The sequence below is a fragment of the Microbacterium oleivorans NBRC 103075 genome, from assembly GCF_001552475.1.
Classification (GTDB): domain Bacteria; phylum Actinomycetota; class Actinomycetes; order Actinomycetales; family Microbacteriaceae; genus Microbacterium; species Microbacterium oleivorans.
Genome location: NZ_BCRG01000006.1, coordinates 77602 through 95410 on the forward strand (window position 1 = coordinate 77602; position 17809 = coordinate 95410).

22 protein-coding genes, 1 tRNA gene, 1 pseudogene and 1 riboswitch are annotated in these 17809 nt (G+C 70.1%); of the genes and pseudogenes, 9 read left to right on the top strand and 15 right to left on the bottom strand.

Features of this window, described 5'->3' with window-relative positions; translation table 11 throughout:
• Positions 1-19: 19 nt before the first annotated feature.
• The 6 genes from MO1_RS08015 to MO1_RS08040 all read right to left on the bottom strand — a co-directional run bounded on the left by MO1_RS08015 (position 20) and on the right by MO1_RS08040 (position 5984).
• The gene (locus MO1_RS08015) at positions 20-817 is read right to left on the bottom strand and encodes an ABC transporter ATP-binding protein (protein WP_174520568.1); all 798 of its coding nucleotides are present in this window, start codon (positions 815-817) and stop codon (positions 20-22) included.
• The gene (locus tag MO1_RS08020) at positions 814-1605 is read right to left on the bottom strand and encodes an ABC transporter ATP-binding protein (protein WP_060915740.1); all 792 of its coding nucleotides are present in this window, start codon (positions 1603-1605) and stop codon (positions 814-816) included. The genes MO1_RS08015 and MO1_RS08020 overlap by 4 nt, the downstream gene beginning before the upstream one ends.
• Positions 1602-2483: an ABC transporter permease gene (locus MO1_RS08025; RefSeq protein ID WP_036312611.1), complete on the bottom strand. Its 882-nt coding sequence runs from the start codon at positions 2481-2483 to the stop codon at positions 1602-1604. The genes MO1_RS08020 and MO1_RS08025 overlap by 4 nt, the downstream gene beginning before the upstream one ends.
• On the bottom strand, positions 2483-3433 hold the full coding sequence (locus MO1_RS08030; RefSeq protein WP_060915741.1) for an ABC transporter permease: 951 nt from the start codon (positions 3431-3433) through the stop codon (positions 2483-2485). Before MO1_RS08030 ends, MO1_RS08025 begins: the two co-directional genes overlap by 1 nt.
• Positions 3430-4935 carry an ABC transporter substrate-binding protein gene (locus MO1_RS08035; RefSeq protein ID WP_060915742.1) on the bottom strand — a complete coding sequence of 502 codons (1506 nt, stop codon included), beginning with the start codon at positions 4933-4935 and terminating at the stop codon, positions 3430-3432. The genes MO1_RS08030 and MO1_RS08035 overlap by 4 nt, the downstream gene beginning before the upstream one ends.
• A 104-nt stretch (positions 4936-5039) precedes the next feature.
• The gene (locus MO1_RS08040) at positions 5040-5984 is read right to left on the bottom strand and encodes an alpha/beta fold hydrolase (RefSeq protein WP_036312606.1); all 945 of its coding nucleotides are present in this window, start codon (positions 5982-5984) and stop codon (positions 5040-5042) included.
• 51 nt (positions 5985-6035) lie between these two features.
• Here MO1_RS08040 and MO1_RS08045 point away from each other — a divergent pair, with 51 nt between their 5' ends.
• The gene (locus MO1_RS08045) at positions 6036-6518 is read left to right on the top strand and encodes a carboxymuconolactone decarboxylase family protein (protein ID WP_036312605.1); all 483 of its coding nucleotides are present in this window, start codon (positions 6036-6038) and stop codon (positions 6516-6518) included.
• Entirely contained in the window at positions 6515-7228 is a 714-nt protein-coding gene (locus MO1_RS08050; protein ID WP_036312603.1) for a tyrosine-protein phosphatase, read from the top strand. Before MO1_RS08045 ends, MO1_RS08050 begins: the two co-directional genes overlap by 4 nt.
• Positions 7229-7237: 9 nt before the next feature.
• Here the strand turns inward: MO1_RS08050 and MO1_RS08055 are convergent, their stop codons facing one another.
• The 4 genes from MO1_RS08055 to MO1_RS08070 form a co-directional block, all read right to left on the bottom strand.
• Positions 7238-7684: a hypothetical protein gene (locus tag MO1_RS08055; protein ID WP_036312601.1), complete on the bottom strand. Its 447-nt coding sequence runs from the start codon at positions 7682-7684 to the stop codon at positions 7238-7240.
• Positions 7681-8493, bottom strand: coding sequence for an arginase family protein (locus tag MO1_RS08060; RefSeq protein ID WP_060915743.1), 813 nt, complete (start codon positions 8491-8493; stop codon positions 7681-7683). The genes MO1_RS08055 and MO1_RS08060 overlap by 4 nt, the downstream gene beginning before the upstream one ends.
• 67 nt (positions 8494-8560) lie before the next feature.
• Positions 8561-9295: a PspA/IM30 family protein gene (locus MO1_RS08065; RefSeq protein ID WP_036312598.1), complete on the bottom strand. Its 735-nt coding sequence runs from the start codon at positions 9293-9295 to the stop codon at positions 8561-8563.
• Positions 9296-9369: 74 nt separating this feature from the next.
• Positions 9370-11340: a TPM domain-containing protein gene (locus MO1_RS08070; RefSeq protein WP_060915744.1), complete on the bottom strand. Its 1971-nt coding sequence runs from the start codon at positions 11338-11340 to the stop codon at positions 9370-9372.
• Between the two features lie 152 nt (positions 11341-11492).
• Between MO1_RS08070 and MO1_RS08075 the strand changes: the two genes are divergently transcribed.
• The 5 genes from MO1_RS08075 to MO1_RS14750 all read left to right on the top strand — a co-directional run bounded on the left by MO1_RS08075 (position 11493) and on the right by MO1_RS14750 (position 14803).
• Entirely contained in the window at positions 11493-12326 is an 834-nt protein-coding gene (locus MO1_RS08075; RefSeq protein ID WP_060915745.1) for a DUF3097 family protein, read from the top strand.
• 59 nt (positions 12327-12385) lie between these two features.
• Positions 12386-13132 (top strand): tRNA (guanosine(46)-N7)-methyltransferase TrmB, encoded by a 747-nt coding sequence (gene trmB, locus MO1_RS08080; RefSeq protein WP_036312592.1) that lies wholly within the window; start codon positions 12386-12388, stop codon positions 13130-13132.
• On the top strand, positions 13132-13983 hold the full coding sequence (locus MO1_RS08085) for a CPBP family intramembrane glutamic endopeptidase (RefSeq protein WP_060915746.1): 852 nt from the start codon (positions 13132-13134) through the stop codon (positions 13981-13983). Before trmB ends, MO1_RS08085 begins: the two co-directional genes overlap by 1 nt.
• A gap of 81 nt (positions 13984-14064) precedes the next feature.
• Positions 14065-14547, top strand: a complete 483-nt coding sequence (locus tag MO1_RS08090) for a pyridoxamine 5'-phosphate oxidase family protein (protein ID WP_060915747.1) — start codon at positions 14065-14067, stop codon at positions 14545-14547.
• Positions 14548-14647: 100 nt separating this feature from the next.
• Positions 14648-14803 (top strand): hypothetical protein, encoded by a 156-nt coding sequence (locus MO1_RS14750; RefSeq protein ID WP_164499355.1) that lies wholly within the window; start codon positions 14648-14650, stop codon positions 14801-14803.
• A 15-nt stretch (positions 14804-14818) separates the two neighbouring features.
• Here MO1_RS14750 and MO1_RS08095 read toward each other — a convergent pair whose 3' ends face one another.
• The 4 genes and pseudogenes from MO1_RS08095 to MO1_RS14605 form a co-directional block, all read right to left on the bottom strand.
• Entirely contained in the window at positions 14819-15382 is a 564-nt protein-coding gene (locus tag MO1_RS08095) for a GNAT family N-acetyltransferase (protein ID WP_060915748.1), read from the bottom strand.
• Between the two features lie 23 nt (positions 15383-15405).
• Positions 15406-15588, bottom strand: a complete 183-nt coding sequence (locus tag MO1_RS08100; RefSeq protein WP_036312584.1) for a hypothetical protein — start codon at positions 15586-15588, stop codon at positions 15406-15408.
• A gap of 80 nt (positions 15589-15668) precedes the next feature.
• Positions 15669-15953: an HNH endonuclease signature motif containing protein gene (locus tag MO1_RS14885; protein ID WP_244604262.1), complete on the bottom strand. Its 285-nt coding sequence runs from the start codon at positions 15951-15953 to the stop codon at positions 15669-15671.
• Positions 15919-16710 (bottom strand): annotated as a pseudogene (locus tag MO1_RS14605) (DUF222 domain-containing protein); the annotation flags it as partial. The pseudogene MO1_RS14605 and the gene MO1_RS14885, both read right to left, overlap by 35 nt.
• Positions 16711-16847: 137 nt before the next feature.
• Positions 16848-16912: riboswitch (guanidine-III (ykkC-III) riboswitch) on the top strand.
• A 12-nt stretch (positions 16913-16924) separates the two neighbouring features.
• On the opposite strand from MO1_RS14605, the gene MO1_RS08115 reads away from it, so the two are divergent.
• Positions 16925-17242 (top strand): DMT family transporter, encoded by a 318-nt coding sequence (locus MO1_RS08115; protein WP_174520572.1) that lies wholly within the window; start codon positions 16925-16927, stop codon positions 17240-17242.
• Positions 17243-17326: 84 nt separating this feature from the next.
• Positions 17327-17473 carry a hypothetical protein gene (locus MO1_RS14755; RefSeq protein ID WP_164499356.1) on the top strand — a complete coding sequence of 49 codons (147 nt, stop codon included), beginning with the start codon at positions 17327-17329 and terminating at the stop codon, positions 17471-17473.
• Positions 17474-17530: 57 nt separating this feature from the next.
• Here the strand turns inward: MO1_RS14755 and MO1_RS08120 are convergent.
• Positions 17531-17603: transfer RNA gene (locus MO1_RS08120), tRNA-Arg, on the bottom strand.
• Between the last annotated feature and the right edge of the window lie 206 nt (positions 17604-17809).

Genomic DNA, 17809 nt, shown 5'->3' on the forward strand with positions numbered 1-17809 from the left:
CCGACAGCGCGATTGCCGATCACCGATCCCGCGGGTCGATGACGGGGATCGAGGCGAGCAGACGCCGGGTGTACGCGACCTGCGGCTCGAGGAGCACCTTCTCGGTCGGCCCCTCCTCGACGACGCGACCCTCGGTCATGACGACGACGTCGTCGCAGAGGTTCTGCACCACGCCGATGTCGTGCGAGACCATCACGAGGGTCAGGCCGTCGCGACGACGGAGCTCGCGGATCAGGTCGAGGATCTGCGCACGCACGGTCACGTCGAGCGCCGACAGCGGCTCGTCTCCGACCAGGACGTCCGGCCGGTGCACGAGAGCGCGGGCGAGGGCGATGCGCTGACGCTGGCCGCCGGAGAACTCGTGGGGGAACCGCTCGGCGGCGTCGGCGGGCAGTCCCACGTCGGCGAGGACCTCGCGTACCCTCGCCCGGTGGTCGCCGGGGAGGTCGAGGGCCGACAGCGGTTCGGCGACGATCCGCCCCACGCTCATGCGCGGATCGAGCGAGCCGTAAGGGTCCTGGAAGACGATGCCCGTACGCCGTCGCAGCCAGTGGAGCGAACGAGCCGATGCGCCCCCGTCGACCCGCTGGCCGTCGAAGTCGACGGTCCCCTCGCTCGGCACGTCGAGGCCGAGGAGGAGTCGCACGAGCGTGGATTTGCCGGAGCCGGACTCGCCGATGATGCCGAGCGCGCTTCCCGCGCGGACGTCGATGTCGACGTCGTCGAGGGCCGTCGTCCATCGCGCCGGCTCGAAGGCGCGCGATCGCGGCATCCGGTACCGGCGGGTCAGTCCGCGGGCCTGCATCAGCTCGCTCATGCGCGACCTCCCGGGCGCCAGAGCGTCGCGGACGCGTCGTGGAGGAGCGCCTGCGTGACGGGCGAGGCGGGGGAGCGCAGGAGGGTGCGGAGCGGTCCCGCTTCGACGACGCGGCCGGTGTCGAGGACGACGGCGTCGGTCGCGATCTGCGACAGCACCGCGAGGTCGTGGGTGATGAACGCGAGCGACATCCCGTCCTCGTCGACGAGGTGGTGGAGGAGCTCGAGGATCTCGGCTTGGATCGTGACGTCGAGGGCCGTCGTCGGTTCGTCCGCGATCAGCAGGCGCGGCCGGCAGGCGAGGGCCATCGCGATCGCGACACGCTGACGTTGCCCGCCCGAGAGCTGGTGCGGGTAGCGGCGGACGATCCGCTCCGGGTCGGGGAGCCGCACGCGGCGCGCCTCATCGATCGCCCGCGCCCACGCGTCGGCGCGGGAGACGCCGCGTTGATGGATGCGGATCGACTCGGCGATCTGGCGGCCGACCGTTCGGATCGGGTTGAGCGCGGTCTGCGGCTCCTGGAACACCATGCCGATCTCATCGCCGCGGAGGCGCGCGAGGTCGCGGTCCCGCATCCCGATCAGCTCCTGACCGTTCCACCGGATGCTGCCCCCGACGGTCGCGCCCTCGGGGAGCAGGCCGAGGATCGCGAGGGCGGTCAGGGACTTGCCCGATCCCGACTCGCCGATGAGTCCGACGCGCGCGCCGTCATCGACCTCGAGATCGATGCCGTCGACGACGCGGCGCCCGCCGAGGTCGATCGTGAGTCCTGACACCGAGAGGGTCACGCCGTCACCGCCGAGGGAGGTGCGGTGGCGGGTCGGGTGGAACCGCGCGAGAGCGTCGGATCGGTCGCGTCACGGAGGGCGTCGCCCAGGAGGTTGAAACCGAGGACCGTGAGGGTGATCGCGAGCCCCGGCCACACGACCGAGAGTGGATGGACGCTGATGTACCGCTGCAGATCAGCCAGCAACAGACCCCAGGACGGCTCGGTCAGGGGTGCTCCGAAGCCGAGGTAGGACAGCCCCGCTTCGGCGAGGACCGCGACGGCCATGCCCCACGACAGCTGCACGATGAAGACGGGCGCGACGTTGGGCAGGAGGTGTCGCCACAGGTTCTGCCAGGGCGTGAGCCCCGATGCGCGGCCCGCGAGGACGAAGTCGCTGCGGAGGACCCGGCGGAGCTCGGGCCGGGTGACGCGGGCGATGTTGACCCCGAAGCCGATGCCGACCGAGACGATGACCACGAGGAGCGACCCGCCCCACACAGCCGAGACCATCATCGCGATGAGGAGGACGGGGAAGGCGATGAGGATGTCGACGATCACCGTCACGCTCTCACGCACGGGCCTCGGGGTGAGTGCCCCGAGGGCGGCCAGCACGAGGCCGATGACGGTCGCGATGACCCCGGCTCCGACCGCCACGAGCACGGTCGTCCGTGAGCCCGACATGAGGAGGCTGAGGATGTCGCGACCCGACCCGTCCGTACCCAGCAGGTGCGCGGCATCCGGAGCCGACCAGCGGTTCGCGATGTCCACGCGCTGCGGGTCGAGCGGGGTCCAGAACAGCGAGACGACGGCGACGAGGATGATGACGAGGACGACGAGGACCCCGAACCGGCCGGTGCCGGACGCCCAGAGACGCGTCGCCCACTGCTGTCGCCGCATCACTCGGCCTCTCGCTGACGAGGATCGAGCGCTCGGTGCACGAGGTCGACCAGGAACCCGATGACGAGGACGAGACCGGTCAGCACGAGGAGCTCGCCCTGCACCTTCACGAGGTCGCGGTTGCCGGTGTCCTCCACCAGCATCCGCCCGATGCCGGGGAGGCTGAACAGCTGCTCGATCACGACGGCGCCGACCATGATGCCGGCGACCTGCACGCCCAGCACCGTCACGACCGACAGCCCGACGCTCGGCAGGCCGTGCCGGAGGAGCGCCTGCGTGCGGGTGAGGCCCTTCGCGGCCGCCGTGCGCACAAAGTCCTGCCCCATCGCCTGCAGCGTGGCAGAACGGACGAAACGCAGAAGCACGGCTCCTTCGACGACACCGATCGTGAGCGCCGGAAGCAGGAGCGCACGGAAGGCCGCCGCCGGGTCGGACCACCCGCCGCGCGGGAACCCCTGCGCGGGCAGCCACCCGAGTGTCACGGCGAAGACGACGACGAGCATCATGCCCGCCCACACCACGGGTACAGCGGCGAGGGCCTGTGCTCCGACCGAGACGAACACCCCGTCGGGACGGTGACGGCGGACTGCCGCCAGGACGCCGAAAGGGAGTGCCACGAGGAGGGCGATGACGAAAGAGAGGATGCCGAGGGGAACCGTCATCTCCGCCTTCTGAAGGAGCTCGGAGGCGACCGGAGTGCCGGTGAGCTGCGACCGACCCAGGTCGCCGCCCAGGATGCCGCCGACCCAGTCGCCGTACTGCGTGAACAGCGGGCGATCCAGACCGAGCTGCTCACGGATGCCCGCGAGCGCCTCGGGGGTGGAGTTCACTCCCGCGATCACCTGTGCGACATCGCCCGGAAGGATCCGGAGCGTGGTGAAGATGAGCGCGCTGGCGACGAACAGGCCCAGCACCAGCAGGGCCAGTCGCGTCAGCGCGTAGCGGATCACCCCTCGCTCTTGGCCAGCTCGGCGACGTTCAGCCGCTCGTTCACGTTGACCGTCGGCATCCCGCTGATGTTCGAGCCCACTGCGAGCACGGACTGCCCGTTGTAGAGCCAGTCGGCGGCATCGTCCTCGGAGACGATGCGTGCCGCCTTCTTGAGCAGCTCTGCTGCCTCGGCCTCGTCGGTGGAGGAGAGGGACTGCGCGTAGAGCTTCTGCACCTCGGGGTTGTCGTAGGTGAAGTAGTAGTCCGGGTTCGCCCAATTCTCGAAGTCGTGAGCCTCGGTGTGGAGCACGAAGCTCAGCTCGTAGTCCTTGTTCGTGTAGACGTCGGTGATCCAGGTCGGGAACTCGACCGGGTTCACCTTCAGGGTGATGCCCACGTCGCGAAGGTTGGACACGAGGATCTGGGGGATCGTCGTTCCATACGCCGACGGGATCGTGAGGGTCAGCGAGAGGTTCTCTGCGCCGGCTTCGGCCAGAAGTGCGCGGGCCGCTTCGGGGTCGAAGGGAGCGACCTTCGACAGGTCCTCGTATCCGGGGTCGAGCTCCGGGATCGGGCCGTAGAGCGTCTTGCCCGCGCCGAGTGCCTCGACGATCGACTTCTTGTCGATGGCCTGGCGGATGGCCTTCCGCACGCGCTGGTCGGCGAGTGGGCCGGAGGTCTCGTTGATCGCGAGGGTCCCCTTGTCGGTGGAGTCGCCGAGCTCGAGGGAGAAGTCGCCGTTCGCTTCGACCTGGTCTTTCAGGTTCGCGTCGAAGCCGGTGAGCACGTCGAACTCGCCCGCCAGCGCACCGCTCAGTGCAGCCTGGTTGTCGCTCACGTACGAGAACACGACCTCAGCGGCTGCGGCAGGGGCGCCCCAGTAGGCGTCGAAGCGTTCGAACACGATGCTGTCGCCTTCGCGCCACTCGGTGAGCTGGAAAGGGCCGGTCCCGTTCGCCGCGGTCTTGCGGTCGATCTTGTCGCCCTGCTTCAGGATCAACCCGGCGCGACCGGTGAGGTTCCAGAGGAGAGTCGAGTCGGGGGCCTTCAGCGTCAGCGTGATCTTCTGTCCGTCGGCGGCGATCTTCGAGACGTTCGCCAGGCGGGCCGAATCGCGGTAGGTCGGGGTGTCGCGCTCCTGCGTGAGCGACCAGACGACGTCCTGGGGGGTCAGCGGCTGTCCATCGTGGAAGGTGACGCCCTCGCGCAGGGTGAACGTGTAGGTCAGCTTGTCGTCGGAGACCTGGTAGTCGGTGGCGAGCGCCGGCACGATCTTCTGGTCGGGGGTGCGGGCGATGAGGCCCTGATACACGTTGTCGATCAGGATCTGATCCACCGCGGAGCCCGCGGTGGTTCGGATGTCGAGGTTGCCCGGCTCGAGCACGAGACGCACATTGACGGTCGCATCGGGATCGGGGGTGGCGGACTTCGAGGGTCCGGGCTGCGAGCCGGAGCAACCGGCGAGGAGCAGAGCCCCGGCGGCGAGGAGCGCCGTGGCGGCCAGGGCGGTGCGGCGAAGCATGTGAGTGGGGATCCTTTCGGCATCGATGAGGGTCGTCCGTGACGCCGTCCCATCGGGGTGCTCGGGTGCGCGTTACAGCCTAGAGTCCCGGGCGCGGAGTTCGGTCACCGGCCGTCATACGCCGATCGGACGGCCCGAGCGAGCTCCGCCGGGCGCTCCTCCTGGACGTTGTGCGCCGAGTCGAGCTCGATGTGGCGGGCGTCCGGGAGACGCCGGAGGAACTCCTCGCGGTCGCCCGCCGTGAGGAAACCCCGCGTTCCGGTGACGAGGGTGACGGGCGCGGCGACGGCCGCCAGGTCGTCCCATCCGGCGGCGGAGAGGATGCCTGCACCCGTCCGCTGTGCATCGTCGACCGCAGCCGCCGCCTCGGGGTCGGAGGCGAGACGGTTCGCGAGGTGGGCGAAGTGGTGCTTCCACTCGACGCGACCGTCGGGGCGGACACGGGAGTTCAACGACACCCCTCGCGTGGCTGCCTCGCGCGAACCGCCTAGGCCGAACGAGAGCGCTCGATCGACGAGTTCCTCGCGGCTGGCCCAGTCGGTGGGGCCGGCGAAGAACGCGCGGATCGACGACGCTGCCCCGTTCGGGTCGATGCCGGGGGAGATGTCGACGAGGACGAGTTCACGGACGAGCTCGGGATGCCGCGCCGCGAGAGACGCGGCCGTGAGCCCGCCGAGCGAGTGGCCGACGAGCACCTGCGCTCGCCCGTCCGCCCATTCCCGGATGGCGGGTTCCACGTCGGCGGCGAGCGTCCGTCCGGTGTACTGGGCGTCGTCGCGCCACGCCGAGTCGCCGTGACCGGGCAGATCGACGACCAGGGCGGCGAGTCCGGCGTGGAGCACCGTCGTGTCCCACGTGTGCGCGTTGAGCCCGGCGCCGTGGAGGAAGGTCACCTCGACAGGGGCGGCAGGGTCCCCGTAACGCAGCGCGCTCACGGTGCGTCCGTCCGCGAGCCGGTGCGTCACGCGGCGTACCGGTGGCACCGGGACTCCGATCGCATCCGCCTGGGCGGGGAGGGAGGAGAACTCGTCGAAGGCGGCGTCGCTCACGACACCATTCTGGCCGATCCCGGCACCTGCGGGCGCGGATAGGGTGACGGCATGAGTGATCACCACCGCGTACACCTGGCCCGGGCCGCCCGGCCGGCGTACGACGCCCTCGAAGCGTTCTCCACGACGGTGGGGGCGCTCGCCGCCGACGCGGGCATCGACGCCCGGCTGCGCGAGCTCGCCCTCATCCACGCGTCGCAGCTCAACGGTTGTGCGTACTGCGTGCGGGTGCACTCCGACCGGGCGGCGAAGGCGGGGGTGACCCTCGATGTCGTCGCGCAGATCCCCGTGTGGCGGGAGTCGAGCGTCTTCACCGAGCGTGAGTGTGCGGCGCTGGAGCTGACCGAGTCCTACGTCTTCATCCACGAGGAGGGCGTCTCCGACGACGTCTACGACCGGGTCGGAGGCATCCTCTCCGAGGAGGAGTACGTCGCGCTCAGCTGGCTGCTTGTCTCGATCAACGCGTTCAATCGCATCGCGATCGCGGGGAGGTACCCGGTGCCCGAGCGCCGCGCCGCGCCGCCCGTGACGTGAGCGTCCACGACGTCCCCGGCGCGTTCAACTTCCGTGACGTCGGTGGCCTTCCGGCCGCGGGCGGGCGCACTCGGAGCGGTGTCCTGTACCGGTCGGGGAACCTCGGCCACCTGACGGCGGCAGGGAAGGAGCAGGTGGCGGGTCTCGGCATCCGTCGCATCGTCGACCTGCGCGATGACGACGAGCGTCGGACGGAGCCGTCCCGCGTCGAGGGGCTCGGGATCGACACGGTGCACCTCCCCATGTACGCCGGCTCGGTCGCGTCGTTCTTCGCCGATGACCTCTCGCTCGACGACGTCTACCGGGCGCTCGTCGACGGCTCCGCGGCGCGCCTCGTCGATGCCGCCCGGGCGGTCCTCGAGGTGCAGCCGGTGCTCGTCCACTGCACGGTCGGAAAGGATCGCACGGGACTGTCCGTCGCGCTCATCCTCGCGGCTGCGGGGGTCGACGAGGATGCCGTCATCGCCGACTACGCCCGCACCGAACAGCTCCTGCCCGTGCGGCGGAACGAGGGCGTCCTCCGATTCCTCCGGCACCAGTACCCGGACGCGCGCCACCTGGAGGACCTTGTGACGAGGTCTCCGGGGGAGGCGATGCGCGCCGTGTTCGACGATCTGCGCCTGCGGTACGGCGGCCCGGTCGACTACCTCCAGGCGTACGGATTCACGGCCGACGAGATCGCGGAGCTGCGACGCACCCTCGTCGAGTGAACGGCGAGGTCAGCTGCGGGGGATGTACCGGCCATCGGCCAGGCCCGCCTCGATCTCGAACCGGTTGGCGAGCGGGTTCCGGCCCGCGAGCAGGTAGAGCAACGGCATCAGCATGCCGTAGCGGCGCCACTGCTCCCGGTGCGTGGCCTCGTGGGCGAGCAGCCGGTCGTCGATGCGTCCGCTCCCGGTCAGGAAGCATCCGCCGACGCAGACCCCTCCTCGTCCGAAGGTGACCTCCGGCATCCCGCGGAAGACCCAGAGGCCGGCGCGACGCTCGACGCGTCCCGTCGACCAGAGCGAGCCCCACAGGAATCCGAACGCCGTGCCGGCGAGGTAGCCGACCCGGCTGAGGGGCGAATCGAGCAGGATGCCGGGAATCCATTGGTCGAATCGTCGGCCTCTCTCGACGGCGCGCGCTGCGCGCTCCTCCCATCCGGGCGGGGGCACCGGGCTCATGCGAGGGCTCCCAGTAGGCGCAGGATCGTGCCGAGGTCTTCGACCGCGGCGTCGCGTGAGGCGGGGGCGAATCCGGAGAGCGAGGCGCCGACGAGCGGCATCCGTTCGCGCAGGACCGCGAGCGACGCGGTGATGTGGGCGGGGTCCGCCCCGAACGGCACCGGCTCGAGGACGCCGACGACGCTGGCGGGGTCGAGGACGTCGAGGTCGATGTGCACGTAGACGGCGTCGGCACCGGTCGCGGCGACCGCGTCGGCGAGAGCGGACGCGTCGGCGAGTGCGTCGACGCCGACCATCGTGATCTGCGAGGTGTCGAGGTCGTCGGCCTCGGCGTCGTCGAGGGCGCGCGCGCCGACGAGAACGGTGCGCGCCGCCGTGGCCGGCGGTGCAGGGGCGAAGGGGCCGGCCTCGATCGCCGCACGGAGCGCCATGCCCGCCAGCGCACCCGACGGCGACGACTCCGGCGTGTGGAGGTCGCCGTGGGCGTCGAACCAGACGACCGCGAGCGACGGATGCCTCGCTGCAGCTGCAGCGATCGCCGGAACGGCGACGGCGCAGTCCCCGCCGATCACCACGGCGGGCTCATCGCCGTCGGCGAGAACCTCGGCGATGGCATCGCGCACGCGACTGAGCGTGGTGAAGCGCCGGATGCCGGTGCCCACCGCCTCGCCCGCCTCTGTGGGCACGTCGACGCGGGTGAGCGCCGAGCGCGGGAGGTCTTCGGCGATCGCCTCGGCGCCGTCGATGAGGCGCATCGCGCGGGCGGACGGCGACCCCTGCCACTGCGGGGCGACGACGAATCGGGTCATTGCTACCTCCGGGGAGCGCGGCGGCGCCGGACCCGTGGGGGCCCGGCGCCGTCGTATCGCGTGCTGCTTACTGCTCGATCGCGCCGGCGCTGCCGCCGGTCTTGAGCGCGGCCAGGCGCGCCTCGACCTCGGTCAGCTCACCGAGGTCCTCGAGCTGGTTGAACTGCGCGTCGATCGTCGAGGCGGCGATCTCCGCCTTGCCGGTGGCGAGGGCCTCCTGGCGGCGGACCTTGTCCTCGAAGCGGCCGAGCTCGCTCGTCGGGTCGAGCACGTCGATCGACTTGACGGCGTCGTGGACCTTGTTCTGGGCTTCGGCGGTCTTCGCGCGGGCGAGCAGCTCGGAGCGCTTCGAGCGAAGCTGGTCGAGCTTCTGCTTCATGCCGTTGAGGCCGTCCTTGAGCTTGTCGACGACCTCGGTCTGCGAGGCGATCGAGGGAGCGATGGCGCGGGCCTCGTTCTCCTCGCTGATCTGCCGCTGCAGGGCGATCTTCGCGAGGTTGTCGAACTTGTCGGCATCCGTCGTGTTGCCCGCGGAGCGCAGCTCATCGGCCTTGCGGCTGGCGGCGATGGCCTTGTTGCCCCACTCGGCGGCGGCCTTCACGTCCTCGTCGTGGTCGCGCTCGAGCAGACGCAGGTTGCCGATGGTCTCGGCGATGGCGGTCTCGGCATCCGCGATGTTGTTCGTGTAGTCGCGCACGAGCTGGTCGAGCATCTTCTGCGGGTCCTCGGCGGAGTCGAGGAGCGCGTTGATGTTCGCCTTCATCAGGGTGGAGATACGGCCGAAGATGGACTGCTTTGCCATCGTGTTTCCTTTCCTAGCGGGAGGTCGTGGTGTCGAACTGAGGGTCGAGGTCTGCGGGGTGCGGCGTCGGAAGATCAGAAGCGACCGCCTCCTCGCCGGGAGCGGGATCCGCCGCCGCTGCTGCGCCTGATAGAGCTGCCGCTGCGTCCGCTGCGCGAGGAGCCGCCACCGAATCCGCCGCCGAAGCCGCCGGAGGAACGCCGTGAGCCACCGCCGCCGCCGAGGAGGGAGCCGATGATGATGCCGCCCAGCATGCCGCCGAAATCGCCTCCGCCGCTAGTGTTTCCGCCGCCGGCGAACGACCCGACGTCGTTCTGCGCGTGTTGCGTCGCCTCGCCCGCCAGAGCCGCGGCGCGCTGCGCGAGCGAGAGGGCCTGTTCGGGGTCGCTCTGCTGCAGCTGCGTCGCCCGGACGAGGGTCGCACCGGCTTCGGCGAGACGGGTTCGTGCGGTGGCTCCGACGGCTCCGCGGCGCGCGCTGATGAAGTTCTCGGCCGCCGAGACCTGCGCCTTGGCCTGCAGGAGGGCTTGCGCGAGGACGCGCTCCGCGCGGTCGGCGCGCAGTTGCGCGTCGCGGATCTCGCCGAGCGCGCCGTCGATCGCGGTGTTCGCACGCCGCAACAGGTCGACAGCCGACAGGGGGTCGCGGTCGTTTCCGGTGAGGACGCCGCGAGCGGCGTCGAGGTTCTGACGTGTCGAGGCGATCGCCGGTGCCAGACGGGAGTCGGGGTCGGGCGTCGCGGCCGCGGCGGCGAGGTCCGCCTCGAGCTCGGTGACGAGCGCCGCGCCGTCGCGCTCGGCGCTGGCGAGGTCGGCGGCGAGCTTCGCGACCGCCGTGTGAAGCTGGTCGGCCTGCTCGACGGCCTGCTCTGCGGCACGGATGCCGACGGCCGCCCCCGTGCCGTCGCCCGCGGAGACCTCGGCCTGGGCCTCTGTCAGTCGCGCATCGGCGAATGTCAGTCGATCGCGTGCCTGCGCGGGGTTGTCGGCGATCGCGGCCAGGGCATCTGCGCGATACGTCGAGCGGAGTTCTGCGAGGCGGGCATCGAGCGCATCGGTGCGGGCGCCGACCTCCGCGCGGCGCTGCTGAACGCGGACCAGCGCTTCGGGGGCGTTCTTCGCGAGGTCTCGGAGGGCGTCGAACGCGTCGCCTTTCTCGTCCAGCATCGCCGCAGCCGTGCGGCATCGCTCGACGATCTCCTCGTACCAGGCTCGCTGCTGCGCCGGGGAGTCCGGCGTCTCATCATCCATCTGCTGCTGCAGGGCGAACGCGCGCTCCAGCGACGTGCGTGCCTCCGCGATCGCCTGCTCGAACTCGACGGTGGCAGCATCCCCGAATTCCGCCTTCGCGAAACCGAGTTCTTGCGCGCTGGTGGTGATCGCGTCGTCGGTCCGGACGAGGGCGGCACCGGCCTCGCGCTCCAGTTCGTCGAGGGGGACCTCGGCGGGGCCGGATGGCGCACCCGTCGCAGCGCGGCGTCGCCGGCGGACGAGCGCCCACACGATCAGGGCAGCGAGAGCAGCCACCACGAGGACGACGACCCAGATGAGTCCGCCCCCGCCGCCCGCGCGAGCGTCAGCGAGCCCGTCGGCGGCCGCGACACCGGCTCCTTCCCAGTCCCCGCCCGCGAGCGCGGGCCGGACGCGGTCCTGCTCGATCGACGCGATGGTGCCGTCGGGGATGGGGCCGGAGGAGTCGGACGACAAGTAGTAGGCGCGACCTTCCGTCGCGATTGCGAGGAGGTATTGGCTGGGGCCGAGGTTGTTCCGCTCCGCGGTCGCCTCCGCCCACTGCTGCGCGCCACTCGGGTCGGTGAAGTCGTCGACGTAGACGACCCAGAGGTCCACCCCGGAATCCTCGGTCAGCCGGTCGAGGCGCGCGTCGAGACTCGCCTCCTGCGCGTCCGTCAGGACGTCGGACGCGTCGAGCACGTGAGTATCGCCGAGGGCGATCGGTTCCGTTGCGGATGCCGGGGCTGCGAAGGCGAAAGAGCCGGCGATGATCGCGAACGACACCGCCACGACGGATGTCAGGCGGGATCGCATCGGTGAGGCCTCCGGGAGTCGCTCGGTGCGGCCGAAACCGCTTGCCGCGAGTCTATGCCGCGGCCCGTATGTCTCGATACCGGGTTGCGGTCGGAGCGCCTGTGCGTTCCCTTTGTCTTCCTCACCTAGGCTTCCCGATTCGGGAGGTGCCGATGGACGACCGGTACGGAATGGATGCGCTCGCCTCAGGCTGGCGAGACACAGGGCGGCCCACCGTGGCCACGGTGCCCGCGGAGCGCGGCCTCGTCGTGGAACTCGCCGGGGACGACTTCGTCGGAGCGGTGATCGGCGTGACCGCCGGACACGTCGAGCTCGAGGACCGGCACGGCCGGGTCCGCCTGTTCCCGATCGGCGGGGGTTTCCTTGTCGACGGGCGACCCGTCCAGCTCGTACCGCCCCGCGCCGCCGCGCCCACGGGTCGCACGCGAACCGCCTCGGGATCGTTCGCCGATCCGCAGGCGCGAGCTCGCGTCGCGCGGGCGTCGCGCATTCTCGTCGAGGGACGGCACGACGCCGAGCTGGTCGAGAAGGTGTGGGGCGCCGACCTCCGCATCGAAGGTGTCGTCGTCGAATACCTGCAGGGCGTCGACCTTCTCGAGGACCTGCTCCGCGCCGAGCCGCCCACCGCGGAGCGTCGGTACGGGGTCCTCGTCGACCACCTCGTGCCGGGCTCGAAGGAGACGCGAATCGCCGAGCAGATTCTCCGCGGCCCGCACGGACCGCACCTCAAGATCGTCGGCCACCCCTATATCGACGTCTGGCAGTGCGTCACACCGCGCGCGCTCGGGATCGCCGCCTGGCCGGAGATCCCCCGCGGGATCGAGTGGAAGAAGGGCGTCAGTCGGGCCCTCGGCTGGCCCGCCGAGGATCAGACCGACATCGCCCACAACTGGCAGCGCATCCTCGGATCCGTCACGACCTTCCGCGACCTCGACCCCGCCCTCCTCGGCCGTGTCGAGGAACTCATCGATTTCGTGACCGCATGAGCGGCCGACGCAAGGGGCGGCCCGCAGAGGCGCCGGACACCGCGGGATACCCTGGTCGCATGCCCGACCCCGACGCGCCCGAGTCGGCGCCGCGCTTCCGCGACAAGCCCGTCTCGTTCGTCCGGCGGAGCGGTCGCATGAGCGACGGACAGGAGCGTGCCTGGGAGGATCACTCGGGCACGTACCTGCTCGAGGTGGAGCGGGATGCCGCGGCCACCAGCATCCGTCCGGGGTCGACGATCGACCCCGTCGCCGAGTTCGGTCGTGCGGCGGCGCTCGTCGTCGAGATCGGATCTGGCCAGGGGCACGCGATCGTGCACGCCGCGGCGCGCACCCCCGAGACGGACTTCATCGCCGTCGAGGTCTTCCGCGCGGGTCTCGCCCGGACGATGCTCGACGCCGACCGTGCGCGGGTCCGCAACCTGCGGCTCGTCGAGGCGAACGCGCCCGAGGTCCTCGAGCACCTGCTGCCGGAAGCATCCGTCGACGAGGTGTGGATCTTCTTCCCCGACCCGTGGCACAAGAACAAGCACAACAAACGACGACTCGTCGCAGACGGGTTCCCGGAGATCGCTGCCCGTGCGCTCCGCGACGGTGGTGTCCTGCGCCTCGCCACCGACTGGGAGGACTACGCCCGCCAGATGCGCGACGTCCTGGCGGATGCCTCCGACTTCGAGCCCGCGTTCGAGGGGGAGTGGGCGGAGCGTTTCGATGGCCGTGTCATGACCGCCTTCGAGCGCAAGGGCATCGCGAAGGGACGGGATATCCGCGACCTCACCTACCGGCGCCGTCCCCGGACGGCGTGATGGTCCGCGCTGACGGAGAGACGCGTCCCGTGCTCGACGTACGCGTCGTTCCGGCGCTCCTGGTGTGCCTGGCCGCACCCGCATTCTTCGTGCTGCTGACGCCGTGGTTGGGGTGGCTGTTGCTCGCGGCGGGCCTCGCGCTCGCCGTGGCCTTCGAACGGCGGGATGTCGCGGCGTCCGGGCCCTCCCTCACGCGCGACCTGTCGCTGATCGCGATCGGGATGCTGATCGTCAGCGTCATCCCGTTGAAGGCCGAACTCGACAACGCGGCCATGATCCGGTTCACCCTCGCCCTCGGCGGGGCCGTGCTGGTGCCGTATCTGGTGTCGCGCTTCGTGTACCGAGACCACGCGATCCGGTTCCCGTGGCGAGGCGGCGGCCGGTGGACGCGGTGGCAGTGGGCCTGGCTGGTGGCCGTCCTTGTCCTCGGGTGGCTGCTGCTGCCGTTCTACTTCATCACGTCGGGCGTGTACGAGAACTGGCCGGTCGTGGACACGCCGGACCTCATCGCGCGGCTGTTCGTCGGTGTCGGCGCGGTAGGCATCTGGGACGAGCTGTTCTTCATCTGCACCTGCTTCGCGCTGTTGCGCCGTCACTTCGTGGACGCCACGGCCAACGTTCTGCAGGCCGTCGTGTTCGTGTCGTTCCTCTGGGAGCTCGGGTACCGCGCCTGGGGCCCGGCGCTCACGATCCCGTTCGCGCTGCTGCAGGCAGTCATCTTCTTGCGGACGAAGTCGCTCGCCTACGTCGTGACGGTGCACCTGCTGTTCGACGCCGTCGTCTTCGCCGTGCTGGTCCACGCCCACAACCCGGGGCTCCTCGACGGTATCTTCCTGGTCCCGGCGCCCTGACGCGACCTCGGGCGACGTGTCAAGCCCCGGTGCTGTACCGCCGGTGGGTGTGAGCCTGAGGGGGAGACGAAGGAGGGCCCCATGGCCACCGAGAACGATCCCCGCGCGACACTCATCGACCTCCTGCCGAAGTTCCGCTTCGCGATGGTCACCACGACCAACGACGAGGGTGCGCTGACTGCGCGGCCCCTCACGGTGCAGGACCGCGAGTTCGACGGCGACCTCTGGTTCATCGTCGGCCGCGATTCGTCCGTGGCATCCCACGTCGCCACCCGTCCCCACGTGGGCGTCGCGCTCAGCGCGAACGACGCGTGGGTCTCGCTCGCCGGGCGCGCAGAGATCGTCGACGACCTGGCGCGGTTGCGCGAGTACTGGTCGCCGGCCGTCGAGGCGTGGTTCCCCGAAGGACCCGAGGACCCCAACATCACGCTCCTCAAGATCGACGCCGTCTCGGGAGAGTACTGGAGCAGCCCCGGTGGGGTCGTCGCCTCGATCGTGAGCCTGGTGAAGTCCAAGGTCACGGGCCAGGCGTACGAGGGCAAGAACGACACCGTCGAGCTCTGAACCCGCTCCTCAGGATGAGGGTCTGTCAAGGCCCTCTCTGCCCACGGAGCGGGTGCGTACCGTCGCCGACACGTGACCGATAACGACCGGAAGGACCGCGATGAGCGACACGAACGGCTCGGACGAGCACAACACGCAGGGAGTCGCGGACGAGCAGTCCGAGGCGGACACCGCGTCGGGCGGATCGCCCGATGAGAACCCGCCCGTGACGACCGACGAGGATGGCACCCCCATCGAGAACCCTTCGGGGGGCTGAGTCCGCTTCGGCGGTTCAGACCTGCCGTCGCACCTGGACGTTCGTCCGCAGTGCGACGGCAGTTCCGTGTCCGGACGGCGCCGGATCGGACGCGAGCCTGGCGTGAGTCTCGACGTCGAATCGCGTGTCGCCGTAGCGGAGCTTCTGACGTTCGACGCCCTCTGCGAGGAATCCGGCGGCGAGAGCGACGCGACAGGATGACGGATTGTTCACGCGGTGGCCCAGTTCGAGTCGGTGGAGACCGGAGGCGAAGGCCCACTCGCTGACGCGGGCGAGCGCTGCGGTCGCGATCCCCTTCCCTCGTGCGGGCGCCGCAAGCCAGTACGACATCCAGGCGGTCTGATGGCGGAACTCGATGCCCGTCGCGCCGATGTTGCCGACGGCGTGCCCGTCGGCCTCGACGGCCCAATTCTTCGCGCTGTCGTCGAAGCGGAGGGACCGTGCGATGAACTCACGCGCGGCGTCTGGAGCGGACAGGTCCGCGCTGCCGAACTGGGGTGCGAGATCGGCCGCGCTTCGCGCAGCTCGGCTGAGATCGTCGGCGTCGTCGAGGCTCCAGGGGCGCAGGAGGATGGTCATCCCCGCCATGCTCGCAGGCGTACTCAGAACCGGGCGAGGAGCGACGGACCGAATGCGACCAGCAGGGCGACGGGAACGATCAGAAGACTCGTCGCGGCGATTCCGATGGCGACGATGGTGCCCAACACCGAGAGCACTGCGGCGGACGTCGTCGTGCCCACGCGGGCGCCGGAGCGTGGGGAAGTGGAGAGTGTCGCGGTAGCCATACTCCGACGTTACGAACGGAGGTATTCCTTCCGTGTCCGCCCTGAGGTGTGCGGAGGTCATCCTTCGGGATGATGTCGGCTCAGAACGGTGGTGGGTCGGTGGTGAATCGCGGGATGCGGCGTTCGGGTTGGACGAGGTAGACCCGCCCTGCGGGAGAGGTCCGTTCGAGCGTTCCGCCGGGTTGGGATCGCACTTGCCAGTCGGTGTGGTGTTTGAGGGTGTGATGCCCTCGGCAGAGCGGGGCGAGGTTCGTGGCGTCGGTTGCGCCGCCGTGGTGCCAGTCGATGGTGTGGTCGATGTCGCACCGATCGGCGGGGATCCCGCATCCATCCGGATGCCGCCCCGCACAGCTCGCGAGCCCGATCGAGGGGGATCGGGCCCACGCCGTCGACCTGCGCGGTAGGACCGTCGCCGGTGAGGAGGGTGAGGGCGGGGACGGTGATCGTGACCGTCGGGCGGATGCCACGGGCAGTGTCGGGCAGGGACGTGGTCTCGCCGTCGATGAGCAGGTCTCCGAACACGTCGGCGCGTTTCTGGTCGAGAGTGCGTTCATCGTCTGCCGCGTCGAGGGTCTTCGCGATCGCGGTGAGCCTGCCGTAGATCGCGTTCGCTTCGACCGCGGGGAGGTGCGCGGTGAGCCACGCCATCCCATCCACACCCGGTTCAACCTGCACGTGCCGGTAGGCGACAGCGTCCGTGTGACGCTCTGCGATCGTCGCTTCACGTTCACGGTCGACGATCCTTCTCAGCGCACGACGGAACGGACCGGTCGGCATCTGCTCAGCAAGGGTCAACACCTCCGCGACGAGCTCGTCGCGAACGTCCTCGAGCTCATCCAGTCCCTCGACGATGATCGTCGCGTGCGTCTCGGTGATGTCCGCATGGCTCATTGATTCCCACACCTGCGGGTACCGGTACACGAGCGCCCGCCCGATGCCCATGAGCCGGCTCGCGGCATGCTCGGTGATCCGCAACGCGGAGGCGACTTCGAGGCGCACCGACCGTTCCACCAGCACCGCCGTGCGCTCATCCCGGGTCGCGGCTTTGATCGCGTCATCCCACAGCTCGACGATGCACCGGTACCGCTGCGCTGCATGGATGGTCGCCATGTCCGCGCACATCACGACCCAGTCGAGGGTCGTCGGGATCCCTTCCGGAACCTCTGTGTGATCTCGACGACCACACCGCGCGTGATCCGCACCTGGCGGGGCGCGGTCACACTCGCACCGGAACCGCTCACCGACGCCTCATAGACTGGCGGAGGACCTCGACAAGGTCCCCGGACGAGGGTTCAGTACCCGGTGAGCGACAAGACTGGCCAGGAGGTCAGTCATGCTGTCATGGATCGTTCTCATCGTCGCTGGGATGCTCGAAGCCGTGTGGGCCACCGCGCTCGGCCGCTCCGAAGGCTTCACGAAGCTCTGGCCCACGGTCATCTTCGGTGTCGCGCTCGTGGCCAGCATGGGCGGCCTCGCCTTCGCGCTGCGGGAGATCCCGACGGGAACCGGTTACGCCGTGTGGGTCGGCATCGGGGCATCCCTGACGGTCATCTGGGCGATGGCGACCGGCGCCGAATCGGTTTCGCTGATCAAGATCCTGCTCGTCCTCGGGCTCGTCGCCTGCATCGTCGGGCTGAAACTCGTCTCCGACTGACGTCGCGAGCTGTCAAGCCCGCGCGACCGGCCGCAGGCCGCGTTAGCCTCGCGATCACGCAGGCACCCGATCACGGAGGACGACATGTCAGTCGAAGAGCGCAGCACGGACGAGAACGCCTACGAGGGGCCGGATGTCGAGCTCCCTACGGACGACGGAGCCGTCCCCGGCGGCATCCCGCCGTTCGGTCACCCGATCGACTCCGACGAAGGCGCCGACGAGAGCGAGTGACGCTCCGCGGGAACGACGAAGGGGACCCGGCGATGCCGAGTCCCCTTCGTTCCACTGTGCCCCCGGAGGGATTCGAACCCCCGACTTCTGGTACCGGAAACCAACGCTCTATCCCCTGAGCTACGGAGGCGTACCGATCGAGACTATCACCGGTCCGGTCGCGATCGTGCCCACGCTCACCCCGTCGCATAGCCTGATCCGATGACCCCGTCCGCGCCCTCTCGTGCCGCTCGGGCACAGCTCGTCCAGCTCGTCGAGTCGGTCGCCAGCGGCGCGATCCAGCCGGGCTTCGAGACCCTCCGAAGCATGCCCGCCGTGCCGGGGGCGCGGCCGGCC

What these genes read in the sequence shown, in the direction of transcription:
- MO1_RS08055 (WP_036312601.1), bottom strand. Translation starts at nt 7,684, where the DNA reads ATGAGCCCGGTGCCCCCGCCCGGATGGGAGGAGCGCGCAGCGCGCGCC.
- MO1_RS08025 (WP_036312611.1), bottom strand. Translation starts at nt 2,483, where the DNA reads ATGCGGCGACAGCAGTGGGCGACGCGTCTCTGGGCGTCCGGCACCGGC.
- MO1_RS14750 (WP_164499355.1), top strand. Translation starts at nt 14,648, where the DNA reads ATGAGCGACACGAACGGCTCGGACGAGCACAACACGCAGGGAGTCGCG.
- MO1_RS08095 (WP_060915748.1), bottom strand. Translation starts at nt 15,382, where the DNA reads ATGACCATCCTCCTGCGCCCCTGGAGCCTCGACGACGCCGACGATCTC.
- MO1_RS14755 (WP_164499356.1), top strand. Translation starts at nt 17,327, where the DNA reads ATGTCAGTCGAAGAGCGCAGCACGGACGAGAACGCCTACGAGGGGCCG.
- MO1_RS08090 (WP_060915747.1), top strand. Translation starts at nt 14,065, where the DNA reads ATGGCCACCGAGAACGATCCCCGCGCGACACTCATCGACCTCCTGCCG.
- trmB (WP_036312592.1), top strand. Translation starts at nt 12,386, where the DNA reads ATGCCCGACCCCGACGCGCCCGAGTCGGCGCCGCGCTTCCGCGACAAG.
- MO1_RS08035 (WP_060915742.1), bottom strand. Translation starts at nt 4,935, where the DNA reads ATGCTTCGCCGCACCGCCCTGGCCGCCACGGCGCTCCTCGCCGCCGGG.
- MO1_RS08075 (WP_060915745.1), top strand. Translation starts at nt 11,493, where the DNA reads ATGGACGACCGGTACGGAATGGATGCGCTCGCCTCAGGCTGGCGAGAC.
- MO1_RS08060 (WP_060915743.1), bottom strand. Translation starts at nt 8,493, where the DNA reads ATGACCCGATTCGTCGTCGCCCCGCAGTGGCAGGGGTCGCCGTCCGCC.
- MO1_RS08065 (WP_036312598.1), bottom strand. Translation starts at nt 9,295, where the DNA reads ATGGCAAAGCAGTCCATCTTCGGCCGTATCTCCACCCTGATGAAGGCG.
- MO1_RS08100 (WP_036312584.1), bottom strand. Translation starts at nt 15,588, where the DNA reads ATGGCTACCGCGACACTCTCCACTTCCCCACGCTCCGGCGCCCGCGTG.
- MO1_RS08070 (WP_060915744.1), bottom strand. Translation starts at nt 11,340, where the DNA reads ATGCGATCCCGCCTGACATCCGTCGTGGCGGTGTCGTTCGCGATCATC.
- MO1_RS08015 (WP_174520568.1), bottom strand. Translation starts at nt 817, where the DNA reads ATGAGCGAGCTGATGCAGGCCCGCGGACTGACCCGCCGGTACCGGATG.
- MO1_RS08085 (WP_060915746.1), top strand. Translation starts at nt 13,132, where the DNA reads ATGGTCCGCGCTGACGGAGAGACGCGTCCCGTGCTCGACGTACGCGTC.
- MO1_RS08045 (WP_036312605.1), top strand. Translation starts at nt 6,036, where the DNA reads ATGAGTGATCACCACCGCGTACACCTGGCCCGGGCCGCCCGGCCGGCG.